The 24,458-nt window shown below is 72.3% G+C and carries 22 protein-coding genes and 1 pseudogene; 9 read left to right on the top strand and 14 right to left on the bottom strand.

All coding sequences use genetic code 11. The features are described from left to right. Window positions 1-762 precede the first annotated feature (762 nt). The 3 genes from AB0L34_RS21655 to AB0L34_RS21645 all read right to left on the bottom strand — a co-directional run bounded on the left by AB0L34_RS21655 (window position 763) and on the right by AB0L34_RS21645 (window position 2,353). Window positions 763-1,023 (bottom strand): SCO4848 family membrane protein, encoded by a 261-nt coding sequence (locus AB0L34_RS21655; RefSeq protein ID WP_350712318.1) that lies wholly within the window; start codon window positions 1,021-1,023, stop codon window positions 763-765. A gap of 154 nt (window positions 1,024-1,177) precedes the next feature. After that, window positions 1,178-1,741 (bottom strand): alpha-ketoglutarate-dependent dioxygenase AlkB, encoded by a 564-nt coding sequence (locus AB0L34_RS21650; RefSeq protein WP_350712319.1) that lies wholly within the window; start codon window positions 1,739-1,741, stop codon window positions 1,178-1,180. Window positions 1,742-1,885: 144 nt separating this feature from the next. Continuing rightward, window positions 1,886-2,353, bottom strand: coding sequence for a hypothetical protein (locus AB0L34_RS21645; protein WP_357464126.1), 468 nt, complete (start codon window positions 2,351-2,353; stop codon window positions 1,886-1,888). A gap of 285 nt (window positions 2,354-2,638) precedes the next feature. Between AB0L34_RS21645 and AB0L34_RS21640 the strand changes: the two genes are divergently transcribed. The 7 genes from AB0L34_RS21640 (at window position 2,639) to AB0L34_RS21610 (ending at window position 6,829) form a co-directional block, all read left to right on the top strand. Further along, window positions 2,639-3,088 carry a PRC-barrel domain-containing protein gene (locus AB0L34_RS21640; protein ID WP_363706074.1) on the top strand — a complete coding sequence of 150 codons (450 nt, stop codon included), beginning with the start codon at window positions 2,639-2,641 and terminating at the stop codon, window positions 3,086-3,088. Window positions 3,089-3,138: 50 nt separating this feature from the next. Next, the gene (locus AB0L34_RS21635) at window positions 3,139-3,315 is read left to right on the top strand and encodes a hypothetical protein (RefSeq protein ID WP_350712322.1); all 177 of its coding nucleotides are present in this window, start codon (window positions 3,139-3,141) and stop codon (window positions 3,313-3,315) included. Between the two features lie 84 nt (window positions 3,316-3,399). Continuing rightward, a complete protein-coding gene (trpS, locus tag AB0L34_RS21630) occupies window positions 3,400-4,458 on the top strand; it encodes a tryptophan--tRNA ligase (RefSeq protein WP_363706072.1) in 1,059 nt (352 codons plus the stop codon). Between the two features lie 121 nt (window positions 4,459-4,579). Further along, window positions 4,580-5,053, top strand: a complete 474-nt coding sequence (locus AB0L34_RS21625; RefSeq protein ID WP_363706070.1) for a DUF6098 family protein — start codon at window positions 4,580-4,582, stop codon at window positions 5,051-5,053. A gap of 214 nt (window positions 5,054-5,267) precedes the next feature. Beyond that, window positions 5,268-5,795: a DUF6244 family protein gene (locus tag AB0L34_RS21620; protein WP_363706068.1), complete on the top strand. Its 528-nt coding sequence runs from the start codon at window positions 5,268-5,270 to the stop codon at window positions 5,793-5,795. Between the two features lie 152 nt (window positions 5,796-5,947). Then, window positions 5,948-6,370 carry a hypothetical protein gene (locus AB0L34_RS21615; RefSeq protein WP_363706077.1) on the top strand — a complete coding sequence of 141 codons (423 nt, stop codon included), beginning with the start codon at window positions 5,948-5,950 and terminating at the stop codon, window positions 6,368-6,370. Between the two features lie 12 nt (window positions 6,371-6,382). Beyond that, a complete protein-coding gene (locus AB0L34_RS21610; protein ID WP_363706066.1) occupies window positions 6,383-6,829 on the top strand; it encodes a SitI3 family protein in 447 nt (148 codons plus the stop codon). Window positions 6,830-7,276: 447 nt separating this feature from the next. Here the strand turns inward: AB0L34_RS21610 and AB0L34_RS21605 are convergent, their stop codons facing one another. The 9 genes from AB0L34_RS21605 to AB0L34_RS21565 form a co-directional block, all read right to left on the bottom strand. After that, a complete protein-coding gene (locus tag AB0L34_RS21605; protein WP_363706064.1) occupies window positions 7,277-9,031 on the bottom strand; it encodes a 2-isopropylmalate synthase in 1,755 nt (584 codons plus the stop codon). 49 nt (window positions 9,032-9,080) lie between these two features. Next, window positions 9,081-9,701, bottom strand: a complete 621-nt coding sequence (locus tag AB0L34_RS21600; protein WP_357464148.1) for a disulfide bond formation protein DsbA — start codon at window positions 9,699-9,701, stop codon at window positions 9,081-9,083. Beyond that, window positions 9,698-11,152: an MFS transporter gene (locus AB0L34_RS21595; RefSeq protein ID WP_363706062.1), complete on the bottom strand. Its 1,455-nt coding sequence runs from the start codon at window positions 11,150-11,152 to the stop codon at window positions 9,698-9,700. Before AB0L34_RS21595 ends, AB0L34_RS21600 begins: the two co-directional genes overlap by 4 nt. Beyond that, a complete protein-coding gene (locus tag AB0L34_RS21590) occupies window positions 11,153-12,313 on the bottom strand; it encodes an AMP-binding protein (RefSeq protein ID WP_363706060.1) in 1,161 nt (386 codons plus the stop codon). Beyond that, a complete protein-coding gene (locus AB0L34_RS21585) occupies window positions 12,310-13,308 on the bottom strand; it encodes a hypothetical protein (RefSeq protein WP_350712340.1) in 999 nt (332 codons plus the stop codon). The genes AB0L34_RS21590 and AB0L34_RS21585 overlap by 4 nt, the downstream gene beginning before the upstream one ends. Continuing rightward, window positions 13,305-14,105 (bottom strand): alpha/beta hydrolase, encoded by an 801-nt coding sequence (locus AB0L34_RS21580; protein WP_363706058.1) that lies wholly within the window; start codon window positions 14,103-14,105, stop codon window positions 13,305-13,307. The genes AB0L34_RS21585 and AB0L34_RS21580 overlap by 4 nt, the downstream gene beginning before the upstream one ends. Beyond that, window positions 14,105-15,553, bottom strand: a complete 1,449-nt coding sequence (locus tag AB0L34_RS21575; RefSeq protein WP_363706056.1) for a long-chain fatty acid--CoA ligase — start codon at window positions 15,551-15,553, stop codon at window positions 14,105-14,107. Before AB0L34_RS21575 ends, AB0L34_RS21580 begins: the two co-directional genes overlap by 1 nt. Next, window positions 15,550-16,233: a methyltransferase domain-containing protein gene (locus tag AB0L34_RS21570; protein ID WP_363706054.1), complete on the bottom strand. Its 684-nt coding sequence runs from the start codon at window positions 16,231-16,233 to the stop codon at window positions 15,550-15,552. The genes AB0L34_RS21575 and AB0L34_RS21570 overlap by 4 nt, the downstream gene beginning before the upstream one ends. 151 nt (window positions 16,234-16,384) lie before the next feature. Continuing rightward, complete coding sequence (locus AB0L34_RS21565) at window positions 16,385-20,614, bottom strand: amino acid adenylation domain-containing protein (protein WP_363706052.1); 4,230 nt, start codon at window positions 20,612-20,614, stop codon at window positions 16,385-16,387. Window positions 20,615-21,180: 566 nt separating this feature from the next. On the opposite strand from AB0L34_RS21565, the gene AB0L34_RS21560 reads away from it, so the two are divergent. Further along, window positions 21,181-21,693 (top strand): DinB family protein, encoded by a 513-nt coding sequence (locus tag AB0L34_RS21560; RefSeq protein WP_363706051.1) that lies wholly within the window; start codon window positions 21,181-21,183, stop codon window positions 21,691-21,693. Window positions 21,694-21,853: 160 nt separating this feature from the next. Here AB0L34_RS21560 and AB0L34_RS21555 read toward each other — a convergent pair whose 3' ends face one another. Next, window positions 21,854-22,495, bottom strand: coding sequence for a DedA family protein (locus AB0L34_RS21555; RefSeq protein ID WP_363706049.1), 642 nt, complete (start codon window positions 22,493-22,495; stop codon window positions 21,854-21,856). Between the two features lie 304 nt (window positions 22,496-22,799). Between AB0L34_RS21555 and AB0L34_RS21550 the strand changes: the two genes are divergently transcribed. Then, complete coding sequence (locus AB0L34_RS21550) at window positions 22,800-23,186, top strand: hypothetical protein (RefSeq protein WP_363706047.1); 387 nt, start codon at window positions 22,800-22,802, stop codon at window positions 23,184-23,186. A 473-nt stretch (window positions 23,187-23,659) separates the two neighbouring features. On the opposite strand, the pseudogene AB0L34_RS21545 reads toward AB0L34_RS21550, so the two are convergent. Further along, window positions 23,660-24,458: pseudogene (locus tag AB0L34_RS21545) on the bottom strand (DUF423 domain-containing protein); the annotation flags it as partial.

The raw sequence follows: 24,458 nt of genomic DNA, 5'->3' as shown, positions 1-24,458 counted from the left end.
CCTTTGCTGAAACAGTCATCCCGACAACATGTGTTGCCAAAGGAATCCAAGACCAACCAAACCAAAAGGCTCGGCCAGCCCGGGGTATAAATCAAATTGGCACTGGCTTATCAAGCACCCTGTTGAGTTCTCAAAGAACAACCACACACCGCCCGGAAACCCCACACCATGGGACCCCCGACCCGGGGCATCTCGTTCACATCCCCGCCGCTCTCGCGCCGGGCACTTTTACTACGTTACCCGCCGGTTTCCGCCGTGTCAAACCGTTTGTCCCGGTCTGTCGTGCTTCGTGCGGGTTGGCACCGACGAACGTGCGCAGCGGCGAACCGCCACACCTGATCATCGGATTTCGGCAGACCGGCCGCTCTGCGGTTTCCCGCGAGCTCGCCCGGTTCCCTGCCGGCGTCAAACCTTACCCGGTCGGCTCCGCTCCGCCAAATCCGCCTCGCGGCAGATCCGGCGGGCCCCGCCCGGCCCGTGCCGTCCGGGAGCTGACTCCCGACCGACCCGACACCAGTGTGGTCTGGAACTCCAGGTCTTTCGCCCTGTTCGCCCCGTTCCGCGCTGGCAGAGAGAAAGTTACGCGTCTGCGGGTTTGAACGTCAAATCCGGGGGTGGCGTCCCCCGTCACACCATTCCCGCCCGGCTATCCGGCCTGGTCGGCGGCGGTGCGACACGCTCGACGGCTCTTCCGGAAGGTCAGGCCCCGCGCGCACGGCGCCCCGCGGCCCGGATGTTGCGCGGGGTCGGGCGGCGATTCCGTCAGCGCGTCGACCGGTCGGTACGCCGACCGGCCAGCCAGGCACGGACGCCGAGCACCCCGACGGTGGTGCCGATGGCCAGGGACGCCGCGATCAACAAAGCGTGGATCCAGAGGAAGCCTGTGGCGGGGAAGTCGCCGACCGTGCCGGTGGACCAGGATCGCGGGTCCTTCCAGATGGCGACCGCGAACCTCGGCCAGATCACCCAGGTCCAGATCCCGACCCCGGTGAGGAAGAGCGCCCAACCGCGCGACAGCACCATGACTGCCGAGTATGTCAGCGCCCGGCGGGCCGGCCGGTGCAGCGGCGGGTCGGCCGAGGCGCAGGTCACGGCCGCAGCGACGGCCGGGAGGCCGCGGGCGGCGGGCACCCGGTCGCGCGGCTCCGGGCGCCGGCGGGCCCAGGGCCGTGCCCGGTCATCTGCCGCCGAGTTGCCGGAAGGTGATCGAGTGGCGGAGGGCCGGCACCGGCGGGATGCTGTGCTGCCAGCTCGCCCGCGCCGCGCCGGCGAGCACGTACGCCGACCGCGGCGCCAGTTCCACCTCGTACACCCTGCGGTCGTCGCCGGTGCCCCGCTGGAAGCGCAACAGACACGCGGCGCCCAGCGAGAGCCCGACCACGGTCGGCCCGAAAGCGGGGGCGTCGCGGTGCCAGCCGATGACCGAGCCCGGCGGGTACCGGGTGACCAGGGCCTGCGCGAGCGAGGTCGCCGGAACGCCGGCGAGCGCGGCGCACCGCTCCCGGACCCCGTGCAACTCCACCGGCAACGCCTCGGCCTCGGTGAGCTGGAACGAGCCGTAGTCGTAGTCGAAGCCGAAGTGGCGGACGGTCCGCCGGGCGATCTGCCCGTGCATGCGGATCTCCCGGAAGTCGAACGCGGCGAGCGCGGTGAGCAGTGACCGCTCCTCGTCGGGGTCGACCAGGTCCGGCTGGTACGTCAGACCCGCCGGTCGCTCGTGGACGCCACGCATCCGTCCCATCAGCCCGACGGTAACGGCAGGGCGGGGCCGGCGCGGACGCATCCGGCGCACCCGTTCCGCCATTTTCACCGTTGCGGGACCGGGCACCGAACGGGTCGCCGCGGAAACGGGAGGCCCACCTCGGGCCGGGCCTCCCCGGCTCCGTCAGAAGCAGGTGCCGATTCCGCCGACCGCGGGGTTCGCCCGGTCGTGGTAGTGGATCGTGCCGGTCGGATCGGCCATGAAGCCGCCCCAGATGATGCAGCCACCCTTGACGTACGCCCTGGTCGGGCCGGCCGCCCACAGCCTGTTGCCGTCGTCGACCTGGGTGGGCAGGTACTGCGCGGCGAGGTAGACCTGGGTACGGGTCAGCGAGCCGGCGTACGCGGACTTGACGGTGACCGTGCAGCCGTACCCGACGACGGGGTTGTACATCAGGTAGACGGTGCCGAGCCGCACGCCGGTCTGCGCGTGGTGGATCGGGTCCTGGTCCTGGACGGTGTAGCCGAGCCCGCAGAGCGCCTGCGGCGTCACCGGGTTGACGACGGCGGCCTGTGCGGTGGCGCCGGCCCCCGCGACGAGCCCGACCGCGACGGCGAGCACGAGCCCGATCCGACGAATGGTGCGGTACATCTGCGTCCCCTCTTCTCCCTGCAACGGATGCGGGACCAGAATGGTCGGCCGGCGGTCACGGCACGAATGTGCCGGGTGAACACTCCGCATTGTGTCCGGATGTGCGGTTGCCCAATTCCGACCGACGCCACCTGGGGAGATGTGCCCCCATCAATCGATGCTCGGCGACTATGACGTATTTCGCACGAGACATCTCTGTGAACCGAAAATTGCCGAGTTGTTTCCCGGTCGCGCGGGCTGGGCACTGATTCCCCGACCGCGAACGACCGTCATCGGAGGTGGCCCGTGCAGCCGTCGACGTTCAACCCCTGGGCCTGGCGCGACCCGGCCGCCCTCGCTGGCGGGTACGCCGGGGCGAGCCCCGACGCCGCGCCGCCGGACGGGCCGGAGGGTGCCGGCGACGGACCCGACGCCCCGGGCCCCGGCACTCCGGTCGACCTGGTCGGCTACCGGGTGGAGGCCACCGACGGGCGGATCGGCTCGGTCGACGCGGCCAGCGACGACACCGACGCCCGCTGGCTGGTGGTGGACACCGGGCCGTGGATCTTCGGCCGCAAGGTGCTGCTGCCGGTCGGCACGGTGACGCGGGTCGACCACCTGGACCGCACCGTGCACGTGGACCGCACCCGGGAGCAGGTCAAGGAGTCCCCGGCCTTCGACCCGGACGCCTACCGGGAAACCGGCTACCGGGACCGGGTCGGCGACTACTACCGGGAGACCTACCGGCAGCGCTGACCCGGGGAGGCGCGGGTCACGCGACGGACACACCGGTTACGGTGGAAGGCATGGTCCGGCCGATCAGCTACGCGCCGGGAGTCGTCGACCCGGTCGACGGCCTCCCGCTCGGCGTCGTGACCACCTTCCCCACCAGCTCCGGCGACGGCCGCGAGCAGATGATCGACCTCCTTCGTGCCGGCGGACTGCGGTTCCGCGACGGCGGGCGATGGCGGTCGGCTCACTGAGCCGACCCCGACCGATCCCGGGACCCTCCCGGTCGGCGCGCGACCGCGCGCACCTCGTCCGTCACGCACGAAAGGCGTACCACCGTGTCTGTCCCACGAATGCTCACCGGGGACCGCCCCACCGGGCGGCTGCACCTCGGCCACTACGTCGGCAGCATCGCCAACCGGGTGCGGCTGCACCAGCGCTACGAGAGCTTCTTCATCATCGCCGACCTGCACATGCTCACCACGCGCAACACCCGCGAGGACATCGAGCGGGTCGCGGTCAACGCCCGGGAGATGGTCACCGACGTGCTGGCCAGCGGCGTCGACCCGGCGCGGGCGACCTTCTACCTCCAGTCGGCCATCCCCGAGGTCGGCGACCTGAACACCCTCTTCCAGAACCTGGTCACGGTGCCCCGGCTGGAGCGGGTGCCGTCGCTGAAGGACATGGCCCGCGACTCCGGCAAGGAGGAGATGCCGTACGGCCTGCTCGGCTACCCGGTCCTCCAGGCCGCCGACATCCTCTGCGTCAAGGGGCAGGTCGTCCCGGTGGGCAAGGACAACGCGGCGCACGTCGAGGTGACGCGGGAGATCGCCCGGCGCTTCAACCACCTCTACGGAGAGGTGTTCCCCGTGCCGGAGATGATCGCGTCCGAGACGCCGACCCTGGTCGGCACGGACGGCCGGGCGAAGATGAGCAAGAGCCTGGGCAACGCCATCTCGCTCTCCGACGACGCGGCGACCGTCCGCCGCACGGTGATGGGCATGTACACCGACCCGAACCGGGTCCGCGCCGACGTGCCGGGCACCGTCGAGGGGAACCCGGTCTTCGCGTACCACGACATCTTCAACCCCGACCGCGGGCAGGTCGACGACCTCAAGGAGCGGTACCGGGCCGGGCGGGTCGGCGACGTGGAGGTCAAGGAGAAGCTGGCCGTCGCGCTCAACCGGTTCCTGGACCCGATCCGCGAGCGCCGGGCGCGGTTCGAGGCCGATCCCGGGTTGGTCGACGAGCTGATCGTCGAGGGCACCGAACGGACCCGGCACGAGGTGCGGCAGACGGTCGTCGAGGCCCGCCGGGCGATGGGACTGACGAGCGCGTACACCCAGGTGCGGCGGCGGGCCGAGCGGCGCCGCAAGGCCCGGGCCACGCCGGCCTGAGCCGTCGTACGCGCAGCGCCCGGCCCGGAACCGGCACCGCCCGGCTCCGGGCCGGCGGCCCACCGCCGAAGTGGCGTGCATGGCCGGCCCCGCGCGGGGCAAGTGAAGCACCATGGGCGGCGTGCGACACGAGGCGGTGATGCCGGTCGTCGACGGGCTCGACCAGCTCGTCGACCTGCTGCGGAGGGCCGATCCCGACGAGGAGCTGTACGTCCGGTGGTCCCTGGGCCCCGGCGCGGACCTCGCCGGGGAGCGTGGGTCCGGGCAGTCCAGCAAGGACGCGCTGACTGGCATCGACCTGCCCGGCCTGTCCGCGAATCCGCTCGCGGTCGAGTCGTGGTGGGGCGGCCGGCCGCTGCGCCTGTGGGTGGCCCGGCGGCTCTACGACTACTGCCACCTGCGCGAGCTGCGCGGCCCCGGCGTACGCCCGTGGGTGCTGGTCGGGGAACAGTGCGGTCGCGGGCCGGACAACGAGCCGCTGGTGCACTGTCACCGCCCCGTCGCCTGGGTGTCGGAGCGGGCGCTGCGGGAGGCGGACCGGGCGGTCGAGGCGCAGGCGTCGCCGGAGTGGGGGCCGCTGCACAGGGCGGACTGAGCTGCCCCAACCTGCCTTCGAGTCCGACATCGACGCCTGCGTGACGGACTGGGCTTCACCACGGACATCCGCACCGACCGCCCGGTCCCGACACGGCGACGACAACGTGCTGTGGTGGCTGCGGACCGGGTGACCGGTCTGGCGGCGACGGACGGTTGTCGCTAGGTTGCAGCTTCGAGCCTCCTTACTGCCTTCGATCGGGGAAGTCGACGCCGTGTCGCACATCGAGAAGATCACCGGGGAGCTTCGTGCGTTGACGGCCGGCGTCGACAGGGCCCAGGGGCTGGCGGCCGCCGCCGACAACCAGGCCCAGGAGGTGGCGCTGCGGGCCGCCGGCGCCGGCTTCGCCGCCGTGGCGGCGGGCCTGGCCCGTGTGCGGGACGCCATCGCCGGAATCCGGGGTGGTCTGGGCGGCCTCGCCACCACGCTCGGCGAGGCCGCGAAGGCGACCGCGGCCGTCCCGCAGGAGGCCACGCCGGACGAGACGACCGGCGGGCTGACCCCCGTGGGCACCGCGATCGACGGCATGCGCGGCGCGGCCGCCGCCACCATCGCCCAAGTCGGCGAGGCGCAACGACTCGTCACCACCGTCCTGCAGGGCGGGCAGCCGGGGCCGCTGGTGCAGGCCCTGGAGAACGTCAAGCAGGTGCTGGTGCTGACGGTGCAGCGCACCGGCACCGCCCGGCAGTTCGTCGACACGGCGATCGCCGAGGCGCGGCAACTGGGGTCGTCGGGAAACTGACCGGGGCCGGCGGTGCCACGCCGACCGGCCCCACCCCCGCGGATCACGTCTCCGCCGTCCCCGCCGCAGGCGGCGACGCCTCCAGCCTCGTGCCGTGGACCAGGCAACCCACCGGGGTTCCCGGCGGCGCACCCACCGGCCCACGCACCCGCATCCCGCCCAAGGAGAGGCCAACCGAGCGACGATCCCTGGAACTGGAGAACGACTGTGCCGAAACCCTCGCCAACAGGGGCTACCGGGTCCACCAGAACCCGACGACGCAGGAGATTTCGCAGGCTCGGCTCGACACCGGTGACGCCGGGAAGCACGAAGGGGCGCCGGACTATCTCATCGAGGGCCACGTCTTCGACTGCTATTCGCCCACGCCCTTCGTGTCGCCGCGATCCGTCTGGAGCTCGGTGGCGAGGAAGATCGACCGGGAGCAGACCCAACGCGTGGTGCTCAACCTCCACGACTGGCAGGGTGATCTCGCCGCACTGCAGAAGCAGTTCGACGACTGGCCGATGCCCGAGCTGAAGGAACTGGCAGCGGTCACACCTGGCGGTGCGATCATTCAGATCGTCCGGCGGCACTGAGAAGGGGCATCAATGGCGATCGAGTACCGGTTGACGCTCGCGGGTGACGTCCCGCTGGAGCGGGTGGCGGAGCTGGCCGCTTCCGGAGCGACCGAGACGTCGACGCTCTCCGGCAACCGGATGCTGCGCGCAGACCTGAACGAGGAGCGCGGATACGTCGTCACCATCGTCGCCGGCAGCCACGGCTACTACGAGGCGGAGGACGACGGCGGGCTGTGGATGTGGGAGCCGGAGACCTACGTCGACGTTGACTTCCGCATGCGCAAGGACACCCTGACCGACCAGGGCAGGCCCCACATGCTGCGGACCGTGGGCCGGATCCTGGCCGACCGGTCCGAGGACGCGGCGCTGGTCCTCAACGACAACTGGTTGATGCTGACCCGCGTCGACGGCACGATTCGCCGGCACAACGAGGCCGACTGGTACGACGAGGCGTACGACAGCTTCCTGCCCCGCTGACCCGGTCGCCGCGACGCGCCGGTGGACGGGCGCCGGCGTCCTACCATCCGATCGTGGCGGACTTCGATACCTCGGCGCCGGCCGGGCGCTCGCGATCGTCGCGGCGGCGGCGCTGCTCCTGGTGCCGTTCGCCGCCCGGTGGGCCGGCCGCGACGCGGTGCACGCGCGGGCCCGGCTCCGGTCTCGGAGGCACTGGAGGCGGACGCGTACCGCTACCCCGCCGGGGTCGCCCCGTTCGGCGGCCCGGACCGGGACGCTGCGCCGGCTCGGGCGGTTCGAGGGGGCCACGGGCTGGACGAGGACACCCTGCGCCAGCAGGAGGAGCTGATCGGCGACAGCCACCCTTGCACACCTCAACAAGGGGCCGGATCTGTCGGAAACGACACCTACCGGCCCACGTCGGTGGAACTTCCGGCTGGCCGTCCGCCGATGCCCGGCGGCGCGGACTCACTCCTGCGAAGGCAGCGCCGAGGGCAGGACGGCGGACGGGCGCCAGCCGGCCCGGTGCAGCGCCACGCAGAGACCGCGCAGCGCGGCGGCCGTCGGGTCCGGGTCGAAGCCGCACCCCCAGACCGCCCGACCGTCCACCCGGCACCGCACGTACGCCAGCGTGCCGGGCTCCTCGTCGAGGGTGAACGCCTGCTCGACGTGGTCGAGGACGACCGGTGCGGGGCCGGACTGGGCGAGGGCCCGCGCGATGCTCGGCAGCAACCCGTGGCCGGCGTCGCCGCCGACGACGAGCGGCCCGCCGCACACGGCGAGTTCCACCTTGACCGCGCCCGGCCCCGACACCTCGCACGACACGAGTTGCACGTCGAGGGCGGCAGGCAGGAACTCGGCGCGGAAGACCGCCCAGAGTTCCTCCGCGGTCACCTCTCTGCCCTCGTCGTCGGACACCGCCTGACTCAGCCCCGACACCTCGATCTGGAGGCTGCGCGGCAGGGTCAGCCCGTGGCAGGACCGCAGCAGGTATTCCACGCCGCCCTTGCCGGACTGGCTGTTCACCCTGATGATCGCCTCGTACGAGCGCCCGATGTCCTTGGGGTCGATGGGCAGGTACGGCACGTCCCACCGGTGTTGCGACAGTGCCACGCCCCGGTCCGCCGCGTCCGCGGACAACGCCCGCAGGCCCTTGCTGATGGCGTCCTGGTGCGACCCGGAGAACGAGGTGTGCACGAGGTCGCCGGCGTACGGGTAGCGCTCCGGCACCCGCATCCCCGTGCACTGCTCGACCTCGTGCCGGACGGCGTCGATGTCGGACAGGTCGATCTGCGGGTCGACGCCCTGGCTCATCAGGTTGAGGGCCAGCACGACCAGGCAGACGTTGCCGGTGCGCTCGCCGTTGCCGAACAGGCATCCCTCGATCCGCTGGCCGCCGGCCAGCAGGCCCAGCTCGGCCGCGGCGACCCCGGTCCCGCGGTCGTTGTGCGGGTGCAGCGACAGGCAGACGTGCTCCCGCCGGGGCAGGTTGCGGCTCATCCACTCCACCTGGTCGGCGAAGACGTGCGGCCCCGCGCACTCGACGGTCGCCGGCAGGTTGATGATGATCTCCCGGTCGTCCGCCGGGTCCCAGACGTCCGTGACCCGCGCGCAGACGTCCAGCGCGAAGTCCAGCTCGGTCTGCGAGAAGGACTCGGGAGAATACTCGAAACCGATCCGGCCGGGGTGCGCGTCGGCGAGTTCCCGGCACAGGCGTGCGTGGTCGACCGCCAGTCGCAGCACGCCCCCGCGGTCCGCCCGGAAGACGACCCGACGCTGCGTCGGCGACGTCGAGTTGTACAGGTGCACGATGGCCTGCGGCGCGCCGGCGAACGCGTCGAACGTACGCCGGATCAGTTCCTCGCGCGCCGGCACGATCGCCTGGATGAGGACGTCGTCCGGGATCTCGTCGTTCTCGATGATCCTGCGGGTGAACTCGAACTCGGTCCGGCTGGCGGCCGGGAACCCGATCTCGATCTCCTTGTAGCCCATGGCGACGAGGAGCCGGAACAGCCGGGTCTTGCGGTCGACGTCCATCGGGTGCGGCAGCGCCTGGTTGCCGTCCCGCAGGTCGGTCGACAACCAGCGCGGCGCCGTGGTGATCCGCTTCGCCGGCCAGGACCGGTCGGCCAGATCCACGGCGGGCGCGGGCGCGTACCGCCGGTACGGCAGCCGGCTCGCCCGCTGCCTCACCTGTCCTACCGGAAAAGTCGCCTTTGCCATGGAGCCTCCCCCGTCCTAGCGAAAAGGTCTTCGGATCAGCGAAAAGGGGTCAGTCGAAGATCGGCCCCTGGGTGCGGGAACGCTTCAGCTCGGAGAAGCCGGGCGTGCCGGCGATCAGGACCAGCCCGTCCCAGAGGCGGCCGGCGGCCTCGCCGCGCGGGGCGGGCGACACCACCGGGCCGAAGAACGCGACGCGCCCGGCCGGCCCGTCCACCTCGACGACCGGGGTCCCCGCGTCGGGCCCCACCCGGCTGACCGCCTCCTCGTGCGACTGGCGGATCCGCCCGTCGAACTCGGTGCTCTCCATCGCCGCCGCGAGCGCGGGGTCGAGGCCGGCGGCCCGCAGTGCGTCGCCCACCGTCTCCGGCAGCACGTCCAGGCGATGACGCAGTCCCCGGTCGTGGAACCGCACGCCCAACGCCGCGTACAGCAGCGGCACGGCCTCGCCGTCGTAGCGCTGCTCGGCGGCGGCCAGCACCCGGAGCGGCTTGATCATCTCCCGGACCGTGTCCCGCTGCTCCGGCGTCAGGTCCTGGTTCTCGTAGAGGATCGCCTGGCTCATCAGGTCCCAGCACGGCTCGATCCCGCGTACCTGCTGCACCTGCACCAGCCACTGCGACGAGATCCACGCCCAGGGGCAGAGCGGGTCGAACCAGAAGCCCACCTTCATGCCGATCCTCCTCCTGAGGTCCCACGGATCGTGCGCAGCGCGCCGGGCAGGCAGGCGAGGACGCCGACGAGGATCGCCGCCACCGGCAGCACCATCCCCAGCCGCAGCGCCTCCGCGTACCGGTCCACCGGCGCGGCGCCGTCCGCCCACGCCGACAACCGCTGCGCCAGCAGCAGGCCCACCAGCGTGACCGCCGCGACCGGCCCGAGCTGGCGGACGGTGTTCAACAGACCCGACGCGGCGCCGGCCAGCGCCGGCTGCACCTCGCGCATCGCCACCGCGGCCATCGGCGCGATCAGCAGTCCGTTGCCCAGCCCGATCACCACCATCGGGCCGAGGAAGGTCAGCCAGGCCGCGTCGAGCCGCATCACCCCGGCGGCCCAGCCCATGCCGACGACGGTGAACAGCAAGCCGCCGAGCAGGACCACCCGGCCGTCGAGCCGGTCGGTGATCTTCCCGGCGAACGGCGCGAGCAGGGTGGAGATCAGCGCCGGGGGCGCCAACGCCAGGCCCGCGGCCAGGGCGGAGAAGCCCAGCACCGACTGGAAGAACAGGGTCATCAGCAGCATGAAGCCGATGATCCCGAAGGAGACCGCCGCGGCCACGACGACCATCGTGGAGTACGAGCGGATTCCGAGGAGCACGAACGGCACCAGGGGTTCCCGGTCCTGGCGACCGCGCTCGTGCCAGACGAACGCCAGCCCGAGGGCGACCGCCGCCGCGATCATGACCAGCGTCCACGGCGCCCAGTCGAACCGTTCCCCCTCCATGAGCGGGAAGGCCAGGCAGAACAGGGCGGCGGAGGCCAGCACGATGCCGCCGATGTCGAGCCGGTGCCGGCGGTCGAAGCGCAGGTCCGGCACGGCGACGAGGGCCAGGACCACCGCCGCGACACCGATCGGCACGTTGACCAGGAAGATCCACCGCCAGTCGAGGGTGGTGACCAGCAGGCCGCCGACGGACGGGCCCGCGACGGCCGCCACGCCGCCGACCGCACCCCAGATGCCCATGGCCAGGCCCCGCCGGGTGGGCGGGAACAGGCTCACGATCATGGCCATCGTCTGCGGCAGCAGAAGCGCCGCGCCGAGGCCCTGCGCGGCCCGGGCCGCGATGAGCTGGCCCGGGCTCTGGGCCAGCCCGCAGAGCAGGCTGAACACCGTGAAGACGGCGATGCCCACGACGAACAGCCGGCGCGGACCGAAGAGGTCACCGAGCCGGCCGGCGGTGATCAGCAGTACGGCCACCACCAGCACGTACGCGTTGACCGACCACAGCACCGTCGGCAGTGAGGCGCCGAAGTCCGCGCGGATGTCGGGGATGGCGATGTTGACGATGGACACGTCGAGCATCGTCAGGAAGAACCCGAGGGCCAGCACCACGAGACTGACCCACGGATTCTCCCGCCATCCCCCACGGGCGGCGGCCTCCTGCTGCAGGGCTTCGGACGTCACTCACTGCCTCCAGATTGCGGGCGGCACCTTGTTGGTGCGCTCGACGCGACTCACCTTGTCGACCCGGCGGGCGGTGATCGCCCCCGGAACCTGCCGGTGCACCGCTGCCAGGTGGTAGAACTGGGCGGTCAGGTGAGCCAGTACGTCCTCGGCGTCGGCGCCCCCGGAATACTCCAGCGTCAGCGCGGTGGCTGCCCTCGGCGACTCGGTGTCGCGGGTCAGGACGAGCTGGGCCTCCTCGACGCCGGGCAGGGTGCGCGCGGACGACACCACCTCACCGACGCTGAACAGGGCACTGCGCAGGCTCACCGCGTCGTCCGCCCGTCCCAGGACCCGCAGGCCGTCGGGACGGCCGCATCGGCACTCGGCGGACGCCAGCCGGTCACCGAGACGGTAGCGCACCGCCGGCATCGTCCAGCCCGTGCCACGCCGGGTCAGCAGCGCGCCCTCCTCCTCCAGCTCGAGCATCTGGTCGGGCATGACGTGCAGGGTCTGCAGGTCGCACGCGGGGGTGTTGGTGGCGATGATGTACGTCTCCACCGAGCCGTAGTTGGCCCAGTACTCCGCCTCCGGGAACGCCTTCTGGACGACCCGGTGCTTGGCGTCGGTCCACGGCTCGGCCAGCCAGATGATGGTGCGGATCGGCAGCGTCTCGTTCGCCGCGATCAGGCCCTCCGCGAAGTCGGCCAGCGCGCTCGGGGTGCCGGTGAGCGCGTCGAGGCCGATCTCGCGGAACATCGGGACCCAGTTGCCCACGTCCTCGGGCGCGTAGGCCCCGGACGGCAGCACCGTGCACCGCGACCGCTCGGCGAGGGCGTGGATGTAGTAGTGCGACGCCCACAGCCGGCCCGGGTTGAAGAGGTTGAGCAGCACGTTGTCGGGCCGCAGCGGCCGCCACTCCCGCAGCACCCGCTCCACCGCCTGGTGGTACGGCACGTAGGTGAGCTTCGGCTTGCCGGTGGTGCCGCCGCTGGACATCAGCGCGCTGCCCGTCTCCCGGGCCAGCTCGCGGGTCACCGCCACGATCTCCGCCGGGCCGCTCACCGCCAGGTCGGACAGGGCGGCGGCGTCCGACGGCACCGGCGCGCCGCCGCGCCCGTCCAGGCCGCGCGCCTGGGCCAGCACGTCCTCCCAGGGCAGGTCGCCGATCGTCGCGGTCATGCCGCGCCTCCCTCGCGGGCGATCCACGCGGCGTGCGCCGCGATGTACGCGCGGAACCGCGACTCGATCACCGGTCGCTGGATCTTGGCGATCTCCTCGGTGGTGGCGTACCCGACCGCGCCGTCCGGTTCCACCTCGGACAGCCAGAACTGGTTGCCGTCCCAGAGGAAGTCGGCCGCGAAGTACGGCATCTGGAGCTTCTCGGCGATGTAGTCGATCGAGCTCTCCAGCTCCTCCGGCAGCGGCGGGTACTCCAGCCGTCCCCCGTTGACCAGATTCGCGGTCAGCGACTCCCCCTGCGGGATCCGGCGCAGCACGGTGTGCGCCTTGCCGTCGATGACGTACACCCGGAAGTCGTTGACGCCGGTGCCGAGGTAGGGCTGGACGACCACGGCCGTGTCGGCGCCGCCGGCCAGGCCGATCAGCCCGCGCAGCTCGTGCTCGTTGTTGGCGAGGCAGACGCCCTGGCCCATGCCCCAGTACGCGGGCTTGACCAGCATGGGGAAGTCGAGCTTCTCCAGCACCGGCTCGTAGTGCCGGCTGATCGAGTCGCGGCCGGTGCCGATGCGCACGGTGGGCACCCGCGGGACGGGGCAGTCCCGCAGGTACAGCATCGTGGCCATCTTGTCCGTCGTGATGTACGACATGCGCGGATGGATGGGCAGGTAGAAGCCCGCCTGCTCGACGATCGAGTACGCGAACAGCTGGTTGCAGACCTCCTGCACCTGGTGCGGCAGCGACCACAGCGAGGTGACCAGGATGGTGTCCTCCGGGGTGATCCGCTCGCCGTCGAGGAACACCCGGGGCTCGTCGCCGACGGCCTCGACCGCCAGCGCCTCCGCCTTGTGCAGGGACATGGCGAGGCCGCAGTCCTTGGCGATCTCCGTGTAGGTCGTCCAGATGGCGGCTGCCTCCGCCGCCCGCTGGCGTACCGTGCCGCGGTCGGGGTAGATCCAGCAGAGCCGGCGGGCCAGCTGGGTGGGGGCGGGCGTCATGATTGCTTCTCCTCACTGGTCAGGAAACCGCGGACAGCGGCGCCGAACGCCTCGGGCTCCTCGAGGAAGCACAGGTGGCCGGAATGGTCGAGGAACTCCACGCGGGCGTCCGGCATGGCCTTGGCCAGCCAGTTGCCGACCTCCGGCGGGTAGACCGCGCTGCGGCGGCCGTGGACGAGCAGGGTCGGCAGCCGCAGGGCGGTCACCCGGTCCCGCCAGTCCTGCGCGAGCACGTCGGACAGCAGGCCGGCGACGGCGTCGGCGTCGGCGCCACGGGCCTGCCGGACGAGTTCCGCGACGAGCGCCGGGTCCGGGGCGGGACCGTCGACGGCGAAGGAACCGCGGACCAGGTTCTCGGCGAACGCCCCGCAGTCGCCGCGCACATCGCCGAGCAGCGCCGTGGCCCCGGCCCGGTCGAGGGAGCCGAACGCCGCGTACGGCCAGCCGTCGTCGGCGAGCAGCCACGGCGTCTGCTCCACGCTGATCAACCGGCGGACCCGCCGGGTGCCGAACGTCTCCAGGTAGGTCCAGGCGACGGTCGCGCCCAGTGACCAGCCCAGCAGCGTCACGTCGTCGGAGCCGAGGCCCTCGACGACCTCGTGCAGCGCGGCGGCGCAGTCGGACAGGGTGGGCGGCTGCGCCGGGGCGGGCGCGCCACCGTGCCCCGGCAGGTCGACGGTCACCACCCGGTGGTCGCGGCCGAGGTCCGCCACGGTGGTGTCGAAGAAGTGTCGGCTGGCGGCGAGGCCCGGGACGAGGACGAGGGTCGGCCCGGCGCCGTGGCTCTCGGCGCGCATCACCGGCTCACCAGCTCGAACTGGCGGCGCAGGGCGGGCTTGTCGATCTTGCCCACCGGCGTGTGCGGGATCTCGTCCACGAGGCGCACCGTCGCCGCCAGCCGGTGCCCGGCCAGGACGGCGCTGACCTGCCGGACGGCGTCCTCGGCAGCGACGCCGGGGCCCGGGCGGACCGCGACGAGCACCCGGTCGGTCAGCTCACCCGGATCGAGCGGCAGGCTCACCACCTGCGTGCCGGGACTGGCCGCGCGGCACTCGGCGTCCAGCACGGGAGCCAGCACCGGTCCGTCCGGCGTGGACAGCACCTCCGAGACCCGGCCGATGATCCGGAACGCGCCGTCGCCGACCTCCTGCGCCACGTCGCCCGTCCAGAACTCCCCGTCCCGGAACGTGCGCGCGTTCGCCGCGTCGGCGAAGAGGTAGCCCTCGCTGGTGCAGTCGGAGCGCAGCACCAGCTCGCCGATGCCGGTGTGCTCGTCCACCAGCGGCGCGAGCCGGGCGCCGACGCCGCGTACGGGCGGCATGGCCCCGCTCGTCTGCAACTCGTCGGCCATGTTGCCGAGGGCGAGGCCGAACTCGGTCGAACCGTAGATCTGCCGGATGTGGACGCCCAGCGTGTCCGCGGCGGCGCGCACCACGTCCGGGCTGAGGTAGGCGCCGCCGCAGAGTGGGCGACGCAACCTCGACAGGTCCACCTGTGCGTCGGCGCCGGCCCGCACGAGCATCTCGTAGTGCGCGGGCAGCGCGCTCATCACCGTCGCCCGCTCCCGCTGCAACCGGTCGAGGTACGCCCGCGGCGAGTCGTCCGGGTCGGCCAGCACCAGCCGGGCGCCGCTGAGCAGGGCGGCAAAGACGTGCAGGTCGGTGGCGTGCGCGACGTCCAACGGGTGCCGGCAGTAGAAGACGTCGTCGGCCACGATGCCGGTGTCGGCGAGCCAGCGCCGGCGCTCGGCGACGAACTTGTCCTGCCGCCACACCATCATCTTCGGAAAGCCGGTGGAGCCGGAGGTCCACAGCTGGCGGAACAGGCCGGCGTACGGCTCCTCGGGCGCCGGCGGCGCGTCGGTGTCGAGGTCGTCCAGCGACACGACCGGCACCGCCCCCGGGGCGACGTGGTGCTCCCGCCCGGCGACCAGCAGCACCGGCCGCGCCTGCCCGACGGCCCGTTCGGTGTCGGCGGCGGTGAAGTTGCGCATCAGCGGCACGTACCGGGCGCCGGCCCGGGCGACGGCCATGATCAGCGCGACGTAGCGGACGCTGTTGGGCAGGGCGAAGGCGACCGTGTCGCCGGCCCGGACCCCCCTGGCGTACAGCCCGGCGGCGAGCCGCTCGCCGAGCGCGACCAGCTCCCGGTAGCGGATCCGGCTGCCGTCGACGTCGACGACGGCAACGTGGTCCGGGCGGCGCGCCGCGACGTCGGCCACCGCCTGGCAGAGCACCGCGGTCATGCCGCCACCCACGCCGCGTAGGTGCCGAAGCGCCAGTCCTTGGCCAGGCAGTCGACCTGCCCGAACCCGGCCTTGCGCAGCCACTCGAGCTGATCCTCCAGCGTGGCGCAGATGTCGAGCTTCATCCGCTCGCGGCCCGCGGCCCACTCGTCGGGCGGGCACTCCGCGCGCTGCACGTGCGCCTCGTGCTGGAAGTCGTACATCGCCTCGACCTGCGCGTTGGGACCGGCCAGCTGCTCGACGTTGACGAAGACGCCCTGCGGGGTGAGCACCTCGCGGATGCGCTGGAAGAGGTCCTGCTTGTCCTCGTGGGTGAGGTGGTGGATCGCCAGGCCGGACACGACCGCGTCGAAGGGGCCGGCCGGCAGCGGGTCCTCCATGTCGCACACCAGCACCGTGACGCGGGGGTTGCCGGCGAACCGCTCCCGTGCCTTGGCGAGCATCGCGTCCGAGTGGTCGACCAGGGTCAACTCGGCCTGCGGGAGCTGCTCCAGGACGGCGCCGCCGAGCAGCCCGGTGCCGGCGCCGAGGTCGAGGATGCGGGCCGTCTCCGGGACGGTCTCGACGACCGCGTGCACCGCGCTGGCGTAGATGAGGTCGAAGGAGGGGATGAGCTTGCGCCGCATCACGTCGAACGTGCCGGAGTTCCAGATCTCGGGTTTGCTGTCGGTCCTGGTCATCGCGTGGTCCCTTCGCTTCGTGAGCTGAACAGTTGGGTCGAGGTCGGCCAGGTGGTGTCCGGCCGCCCTGTGTCCGGGTGCCGCGCCTGCTCGTCGGTGTTCCGGCGAGGCACGCCGCCGGGCTGTCGTCGACGGGCCGTGCCGGGCCGGGTCAGCACCAGAGCTTTCCGCGCAGGTAGTACGGCTCGGCGTCGGGTTCGTCGGGCCGGGACTCCTCCGCCGCGCCGATGTGCGCCGCGACGAGGGCGGCGACCTCGGCGACCCGACCGGGGCGCATGACCGAGTAGTGGGTCCCGTCGACCGGGTGCGGGTCGGCGGCGCCCGGCAGGATCTCGTCGAGCGGCACCAGGCCGGGGAAGGCGTCGCGCCGGGTCTCCCGCGCCCGCAGCAGCAGGAGCCGCTCGTGCGGCGTGCCCGGCCGGTGTCCCTCCAGGATCTCCGAGTTGCGGCGGTAGACGCCGAACAGCCGACCCAGGTCGTCGGCGTCGAGCGGCGCGGCGAGCAGACCCGCCCGGACCAGCGAGTCCTGCAGGGCGCACAGGGCCGCCGGCAGCTCGCCGGCGGGCACCTCCGCGGGCAGGTGACCGCTGACGTCCTCGCCCTGCGCCAGGTCGGTGAAGAAGCCGGCGAGCCGCTGTCGGAGGCTCACGGCCACGGCCTCCGGCCGGCCCGTGAACGAGTCGATCGCGGTGACCGAGCGGACCCGCCGCCCCTGCTCCGCCACCAGCCCGGCGACGTGCGCCGACACGGTGCCGCCCATCGACCAGCCGACGAGGTGCACGTTCGCGCCCTCCGGCAGCACGTCGCAGAGGGCGTCGCCGTACCGGCCGGCCAGCTCCGTCATGTCGGCCGGCGGCTCCTCGCCGGGTTGCAGGCCGGCTGCCCGCAGCCCGTACACGGTGGCCCCGGCCGTGACCGCGTGCCGGTCGAGCGCCTCGACCAGCGGCTCGTAGCAGAGCACGTCGCCACCCACCGGATGGACCAGCACCAGGGTGCGGGCGTGATCGCCGTCCTTGATGCGCACCAGCGGCGTACCGCCGTGCGGGTGCTGCTCGGCCCGCAGCAGGCCCGCCTGGTCGGCGACCGTGCGGCTGCGCATCAGCGACGCCAGGGGCAGAGTCCGGCCGAAGCTCGCCCTGATCCGGTGGAACAACCGGACCGCGAGCAGGGAGTTGCCGCCGAGGGCGAAGAAGTCGTCCGTGACCCCGCGTACGTCCGGGCCGAGCAGTTCCTGCCACAGGCTGAGCAGCCGGGCCTCGTCCGCCGTGCGCGGCGCGACGACCACCTGGTCCGTTCCGCGTACGACGGGACCGGCGGCCAGCCGCGCGACGAGTGCCTTGCGGTCGACCTTGCCGTTCGCCGTCAGTGGCACCGTGTCGACCACGGTGACGACGGCGGGCACCATGTACGACGGCAGTTCGGCGGCGAGGTGCGACCGCAGCGCGGCCGGGTCCGGAGCGGCACAACCCGGTGCCGGGATGACGAACGCCGCAAGGTACGACTCGCCCCGCCCGGCGGCCACCACCGCGACCGCCTTGCGCACGTCGGGATGGTCGGACAGCCGGATCTCGATCTCGCCGAGCTCGATGCGGTGCCCGCCCACCTTCACCTGGTCGTCCTGGCGGCCCAGGAACTCCAGGATGCCGCCGGGCCAGTACCGCGCCCGGTCCCCGGTGCGGTACCGCCGCTCGCCGGTCACCGGGTCGGCGGAGAAGGACGCCCGGGTCAGGTCGGGCGCGTTCCGGTAGCCGTCGGCCACCCCGACCCCGCCGATGTAGAGGTCGCCGGGCACCCACGCCGGCGCGTCGGCGAGCTGCCGGTCCAGCACGTGCATGGTCTGGTTGGCCAGCGGATGGCCGTACGGGACGCTCGACCAGCCCGGCGTCAGGTCCTCCGTCCAGAAGTAGTTGGACCAGATGGACGCCTCGGTCGCCCCGCCGGCGGCCATGACCCGCGCCGTGGGGCACGCCTCCGCGATCCGGTCGAGCAGCGGCAGCGGCACCCAGTCGCCGCTGAGCATGACGAGCCGCAGCGCGCGGAGCATTTCCGGCGCCCGGCCGGCCAGGTATTCCAGCGTGACGGAGAACAGGGCGGGCACCGAGTTCCAGAGCGTGATGCCGTGCTGTCGGCACAGCTCCCCCCACTGCTCCGGGTCGGGCACGTCGCTGTGGGCGGGCACGACCACCGTGCCACCGGCGCCCAGGACGGCGAAGATGTCGAAGACCGACAGGTCGAACGCGAGCGAGGAGACCGCGAGCACCCGGTCGGCCGACGTCAGGGCCAGCCGCCGCGTCAGGTCCCGCAGGGTGTTGGTCGCCGCCCCGTGGGAGATCACCACGCCCTTCGGGGCTCCGGTGGAGCCGGAGGTGTAGATGACGTAGGCGGTGCGCCGCAGGTCGCCGCCCAGGCCGTCGGGGCCGGTGCCGCCGGAACCGGTGCCGCCGTCCGTCGGCACCGCGACGACGGGCAGGTCGGGCAGCCCGTCGAGCGGCGCGGCGTCGACGGCGACGACCGCGGTCGCGCCGCTCTGCCGCAGCACCTCGCCGACCCGTGCCTCGGGCCAGGTCGGACCGACCGGCAGGTACGCGCCGCCCGCCCGCAGGACGCCGAGCACGGCGACCGGCTGCTGCCACGACTTGGGCACCCGTACGGCGACCAGGTCGGTGCGCCCCGGATCCGTGCCGACACCCGCATCCCGCAGCCGGACCGCCAGCGCCGCCGACAGGCGGTCGAGCTCGCCGTAGGTCAGGCTCCGCTCGGCGTCGACGACCGCGACGGCGTCCGGCCGGCAGCGCATCTGGTCGACGGCCGCCTCGTGCAGCTCGCCCGCCAGGCCGGGCGCCTCGGTGCGGTTCGCCCGCCGGCGGGCGGCGAGTTGCCGGTCGGGCAGTGGCTGCGGGCCCGCCCCCGTCCACGCGTCGGCGTTCGCGGCGAGCTGCCGCAACCGGTGCCGGTGGTATTCGGCGAGGTCGTCGACGAGGCCCGGCGGGTACGACGACCGGTCGTGGTCGAAGTTGCACACCAGCGCGCCGTCGAACTCGAAGACCTGGTGGTCGAGGAGGACCTCGGGGGTGGCGATGGCGCTGTGCGCCAGCGTGGCGGCCGGCAACGCGAGCCGGAAGCCGTCGGAGATGCCGGGCACCAGGTCGAGGCCGCTGCTGAACACCACCGGTACGGGGTTGCCGACACTGCCGTCGCGCCGGTTGAGCTCCCGGCCGACCGCGACCCCGGAGTACTCGCCCGCGTCGAGGTCGTCGTACAACTGCTTCTGCAGCGCCTGGCACCGCTCGACGAAGGAGCCGGGCATGTCGTCGTACGTCACCAGCAGCGTGCTGGCGGCGTTGCCCCACATCCGTTCCCGGCCCGGCGCGCCGGTCACCCGGTCCGAGGACAGCACCGACACCGTGCCGGACTGACCACCGGACCAGCGCAGCAGACACTCGACGTAGAGGGCGAAGAGCGCCAGGCCGGCCGACACCCCCTGCTCGGCGGCGTGGTGTCGGAACCGCTTCCAGTCGTCCACGTCGAGCTGGTGCGCCACGCGGTGCAGCGGCACGTCCCGGTCGGGCTCGGCGGCCTGCGTGTCCAGGGCGCGCGGCAGATCGGGGGCGGGCGGCAGGCTGTCCAGGCGGGACCGCCAGTACCGCTCGGCCGTCCGGCGGGCCGGCAGCGACCTGCGGCGTTCCTGCTCGACGAGGTAATCCGCGAAACTCTCCGCCTCCGGCGCGGGGCGATGGGAGGGGTCGACGTAACAACGGGCCAGCTCGGCGAAGAACAACTGGATCGTGGCTCCGTCGAACACCGTCAGTCGTAGCGCGACCTGCAGATTGGTCCCGCCGTCGGGCAGTCGGACGAATCGGAAAAGGAAGGGTCGACCGGCATCGTGCGGCGGTATGTCCGACACTATTTCGCGGCGCAGTCGCTCCAGTTTTCCGGGCACTTCGTCGATGCGGCAGGCCGACAGATCGCGCACGTCCACGAGCAATTCCGGCCGGTCGTCCGCCATGGGGGTGAAATGCTGCGTGGCCTCCGGCATCACGCGCGTACGGAGCACGGGACGCACCTGCCGCAGCCGGGCGAGAGCATCGGCGAAACGCTCCGGGTCGGGCGGCGTGGCGGCGGGGAACGCGTACTCCTGGATGTAGAGAGCCGGCGAGGCATGGCCCGCGACCCCCTGCTCACCGATGAGATACGCCTGCTGGAGGTCGGTGAGCGGCAGGCGGGTCGGGCCGCCGGTGAGCGCGCCACCCGGGGCGGACCCACCCGTGGACGGATCCTCGCCGAGCAGCGCGACGAGTTCGGCGATGCACGCCTTGATTACCGCTCTTGATTGTTCATCGAGCGACGGTGGATTTGACTGCCCGTTCCGAATACTTGACAAAAAAGCCGCTTCCCCCCGTGGGAACACAGGCATTCGGCAATCCCCCAATGATTTCCGTCCGACGCCATGCCGGACAACAGCTCATCAGAAACCGGATTTGCGATTCCCGACTGTAGTTGACCAAGTCGACCCGAACGGTCAGGATGATCAGTGATCTGGATCACAGCACTATTTTCGGCGTCACCGAGCGTCAGGGCGGGCGCGATTGGAACGCGAATTCGCAGGCCGGCACCCGATCTGCGGGTAATCGCTCTGTCACTGACGCGTGACGATGGCATGGGAATGTCACCTACCCGGCAGCGACGCTGGCGGGCCGGGGTGGCGAAGGAATCCCGTGTAGCGCATAATGCGCGGCCGAACCGCCGCGGCATCCCGATGAGTGCCGACAGTGGGAGGTATCGTGCCGCATCGACGGATAAGCAGGGACTTGCGGCTTACGGCGGTCGGTCGGCAGCCTTGGAGGCGACGGCGGGCGGCTGTGGCGGGCGGCTGCGGCGGCGACTGTCGAAGGGGCCCTGGATGTTCCGACGCCCGAAAGTGTCGGTGTCCGACACTACGGTGTCCCGATGACCGACGTATCCGTCGCACCCGTGGTCCGCATCCGCCCTCCAGAGGACGGAGGCGAACGCGAGATCCTGTCCGGCCTGCTTGACTTCCTGCGTGCCTCGGTCGTGAACAAGGTCGCCGGGCTCACCGACGAGCAGGCGTTCGGTCGGCCGGTGCTCGCGTCCGGGCTCACCCCCGCTGGGCTGGTCAAGCACCTGACCGGGGTGGAACGGTACTGGTTCAGCATCGACTTCGCCGGTCACGAGTTGCCCCCGCCGTGGACCGACGACGAGCCCGGTGCGTTCGCGCTCGCCCCCGAGGACTCGCTGGCTGAGCTCGTCGAGGCGTACCTGGCTGAGTGCGCGCGGTCCTCCGCGGTCGTAGCGGGCGCGGCCCTCGACGACCGCGCCCGGGCCGCCGACGTTTCCTTCACCCTGCGGTACGCGCTCGCGCACATGATCCAGGAGACCGCGCGTCACTGCGGCCACCTGGACCTGCTGCGCGAAAGCATCGACGGGCAGGCCGGCGAGTAGTCAGCCCCTCCGGCTGGCGGGGATGGCAGCCACAGCAGCAGCCGCCATCCCCCGCTTGCCGCTCACCTCAATCCGGTTGGATCCGTGTTCCCGCGGCAGGTCGGTGCCCGCCGCCCGGACAGCCCGGCCGTGGGCACCCCTGCGGACGATGGGCGCACCGTCAGCGGTCGGCCCGGCCCCGCCGGACCCGACGGTGCCGCCGCCACACGTGCAGCACCACGCCGGCGGCGATCACGGCCAGCAGGGCCCACTCGCCGATCCCCAGCTCACGCTCCAGGCGATGGTAGGAGGCCGCGCCCAGGTAGCCGAGCAGCGCCACGGTCGTCGCCCACACCAGCCCGCCGGCCAGGTTCGCCCGCAGGAACGGCGGCCACGGCATCCCGCCGGCGCCAGCGACCATCGGCACGACGGCCCGCAGGACCGCCACCCACCGGCCCACCACCACCGCCCACGCGCCGCGTCGGGCGATCAGGCGGCGGGCACGCCGGATGCCGGCGCGCCGGCGCGCAGACCCGGAGGCTCGGGCAAGCATCTGCGAGCCGTACCGTCGGCCCAGCGCGTAGCCGACCTGGTCACCCAGGCACGCCCCGACCGTCCCGGCGACGACCACCACCCACAGCGACAACTCACCGGAGTGCGCCACGAGCCCCCCGATCAGGATCGCCGTCTCGCCCGGTACCACCAGCCCGAGCAGGGTCGAGGACTCCAGGGCCGGCAACACGAACACCAGGGCCAGGACGAGGACCGGCGGCAACCCGGTAAGCACCGCCACCAGCCGGTCCACCCCCTGATTGTCGCCCACAACCGGTTGATTCGCGGCCGAGAACCCCTCCGGCGCCGACGTCTTCCGGGCAGTCCTCCAGCAGGTGCAGCAGGAGGTGGCCGAGCAGGTCGTCGCGGCCGCCGAGGCGCAGGACGATTCATGGGCGCGGCGTGGTCGCCGCGAGCGCTGACCCGACCTGTCCGGATGCGGTCATGGCCGCAGCCGGACAGCGCATCAGATCTGGCGTCGCCCGACCTACTCACTAACCTGGCGTCGCCGGGCTGTTCCCGGCGATGCCGCACCTCTCAATGGATCGATAATTATCTTGAAGAACACAAGGAACGTGCTGATCGCCGGGGCGGGTGCATTGCTGCTCCTGCTCTGCTGCGGCTTTGGCGTTTTCGGTTACCGGGTCATGTTCAAGGACGACGCCGAGGATGTGGCGGAGAAGTACCTCTCCGCCATCCAGGACAGAAAGGTCGATGACCTGCGGGCGGTGATCTGCGCCAGCGAGCGGAAGCGGTTCGATGACGATGACGCGTGGGATGACGACGAAGGCCTGCTGGACTGGGAGATCACATCCAGCAAGGAGCGCGAGAACTCGGCGACCGTGACCGCGGAGTTCACCGGAACCGACAACGGCAAGGTCAGGACCGGCAACATCACCATGACCCTCCTCAAGGAGGACGGCGACTGGAAGGTCTGCGACGTCGACGAGACGCGGGACTGAATCGGTAGGGAGCGACCGCCACACGCGGTCGCTCCTTCCGATGTCAAGGCTGCGTCCGCGTCCTCGCCCGCCCAGGACCGGAGAATGGCGTCGCCGAACCACTCGGCCCGATCCCCGACCTCGACCGGGCCATCGAGGTCGCGCTCGCCGACGCGCCGTTCGAGCTGACCGTCGGCAGCCAGGAGAAGGTACGCGGCAGGTGCCGAGCCCTGGCCGCCGAGACACCCCGGCGTGACTCTCCTTCCGGGTCTCGCCCGGCACGAGGACCGGCCTGGCTCGCCGGCGCAAGCGTCGCGATCGTGCCTCGCACGCCGATACGGTCCGCCTCGTCGCACTGGAACCGTGGCCGCGAGTACCCCACTTGTGGTCCTTTGTCGTACGCGGGGGCGACCTGGCTTCAATCTGGCCGGCCAGCGGGTGCGAACTGATTCCGATACGTACCCGCGTGGTCGAGGCGCTGGCCTGGGCCTGGGTCAGGGGCGGGGCAGGTACACCCGCCAGTCGGCGACGGTGACCACGTCGAACGCGCCTGGTTCGGGGCCGAGCCGCTGGTCGAGCCGGGCGGCCAACGGCGAGCCGACCGGCGCGACCCAGGCTGCGTCGGGATCGGCCGCCACCGCCCGGCGGTATGCGGGCAACCGGTCGAAGCCGGGGCGCAACTCGTCGTCGACCACCGCGCAGACCACGTCCTCACCCGTGGCGTAGGTGAGCCGGTTGCAGGTCCAGTAGCCACCGCGCACGTGCCGTACGCCCAACTCGACGAGGGCGTCGACGAGCGCGCGATGCCGCTCGGCCTCGGCGTAGGTGGCCGGCACGGTACGGATCGCCTCGGCGGTCGCCACCGCACCCGTGGCGAGGATGGCCGCCAGTACGACAGGCGCCACCACGCGGAGGACGCCGGAGCGTCGACGGGCCGCGCGCCACAGCGGCCAGAGCAGAGCGGGGGCCGCGACCGCCAGGCAGGAGAGGTAGCGGGAGCTCTCCACCGGGGTCCGCCCGGCCGCGCTGCTCACCACGTACGCCGCGAGCACCGCTGCGGCCCCGGCCAGCAGCGCCAGCCGCACCGCCGCCGACACCCGCTGGTCGTCTCCCCCGGCGGCCCCGCCGGGGCGTGGACCGTCACCGTTCCCCGCGGCTGGCAGGACTTCGACATCTGCTGTCGAACCCTGCGCTGCAGGGAGGATGCGCCAGGCGGACAGGATGGCGAGGAGCAGCAGGACGGGGAATGCGAGCGCCCACCAGAGCTGCCAGGTGGCGCAGTGGCTCGGCGAG

Origin of the sequence: Micromonospora sp. NPDC052213 (assembly GCF_040679695.1) — a bacterium.
Lineage (GTDB): Bacteria > Actinomycetota > Actinomycetes > Mycobacteriales > Micromonosporaceae > Micromonospora.
The sequence above is the reverse complement of the archived record's forward strand: the minus strand, read 5'-3'. Positions and strand labels throughout refer to the sequence as shown.

Bases quoted from the DNA above. Each gene is read 5' to 3' on its own strand.
- AB0L34_RS21570 (WP_363706054.1), bottom strand. From the start codon at position 16,233: ATGACCAGGACCGACAGCAAACCCGAGATCTGGAACTCCGGCACGTTC.
- AB0L34_RS21590 (WP_363706060.1), bottom strand. From the start codon at position 12,313: ATGACCGCGACGATCGGCGACCTGCCCTGGGAGGACGTGCTGGCCCAG.
- AB0L34_RS21605 (WP_363706064.1), bottom strand. From the start codon at position 9,031: ATGGCAAAGGCGACTTTTCCGGTAGGACAGGTGAGGCAGCGGGCGAGC.
- AB0L34_RS21560 (WP_363706051.1), top strand. From the start codon at position 21,181: ATGACCGACGTATCCGTCGCACCCGTGGTCCGCATCCGCCCTCCAGAG.
- AB0L34_RS21585 (WP_350712340.1), bottom strand. From the start codon at position 13,308: ATGACGCCCGCCCCCACCCAGCTGGCCCGCCGGCTCTGCTGGATCTAC.
- AB0L34_RS21575 (WP_363706056.1), bottom strand. From the start codon at position 15,553: ATGACCGCGGTGCTCTGCCAGGCGGTGGCCGACGTCGCGGCGCGCCGC.
- AB0L34_RS21635 (WP_350712322.1), top strand. From the start codon at position 3,139: ATGGTCCGGCCGATCAGCTACGCGCCGGGAGTCGTCGACCCGGTCGAC.
- AB0L34_RS21645 (WP_357464126.1), bottom strand. From the start codon at position 2,353: ATGTACCGCACCATTCGTCGGATCGGGCTCGTGCTCGCCGTCGCGGTC.
- AB0L34_RS21580 (WP_363706058.1), bottom strand. From the start codon at position 14,105: ATGCGCGCCGAGAGCCACGGCGCCGGGCCGACCCTCGTCCTCGTCCCG.
- AB0L34_RS21650 (WP_350712319.1), bottom strand. From the start codon at position 1,741: ATGGGACGGATGCGTGGCGTCCACGAGCGACCGGCGGGTCTGACGTAC.
- AB0L34_RS21600 (WP_357464148.1), bottom strand. From the start codon at position 9,701: ATGAAGGTGGGCTTCTGGTTCGACCCGCTCTGCCCCTGGGCGTGGATC.
- AB0L34_RS21655 (WP_350712318.1), bottom strand. From the start codon at position 1,023: ATGGTGCTGTCGCGCGGTTGGGCGCTCTTCCTCACCGGGGTCGGGATC.
- AB0L34_RS21610 (WP_363706066.1), top strand. From the start codon at position 6,383: ATGGCGATCGAGTACCGGTTGACGCTCGCGGGTGACGTCCCGCTGGAG.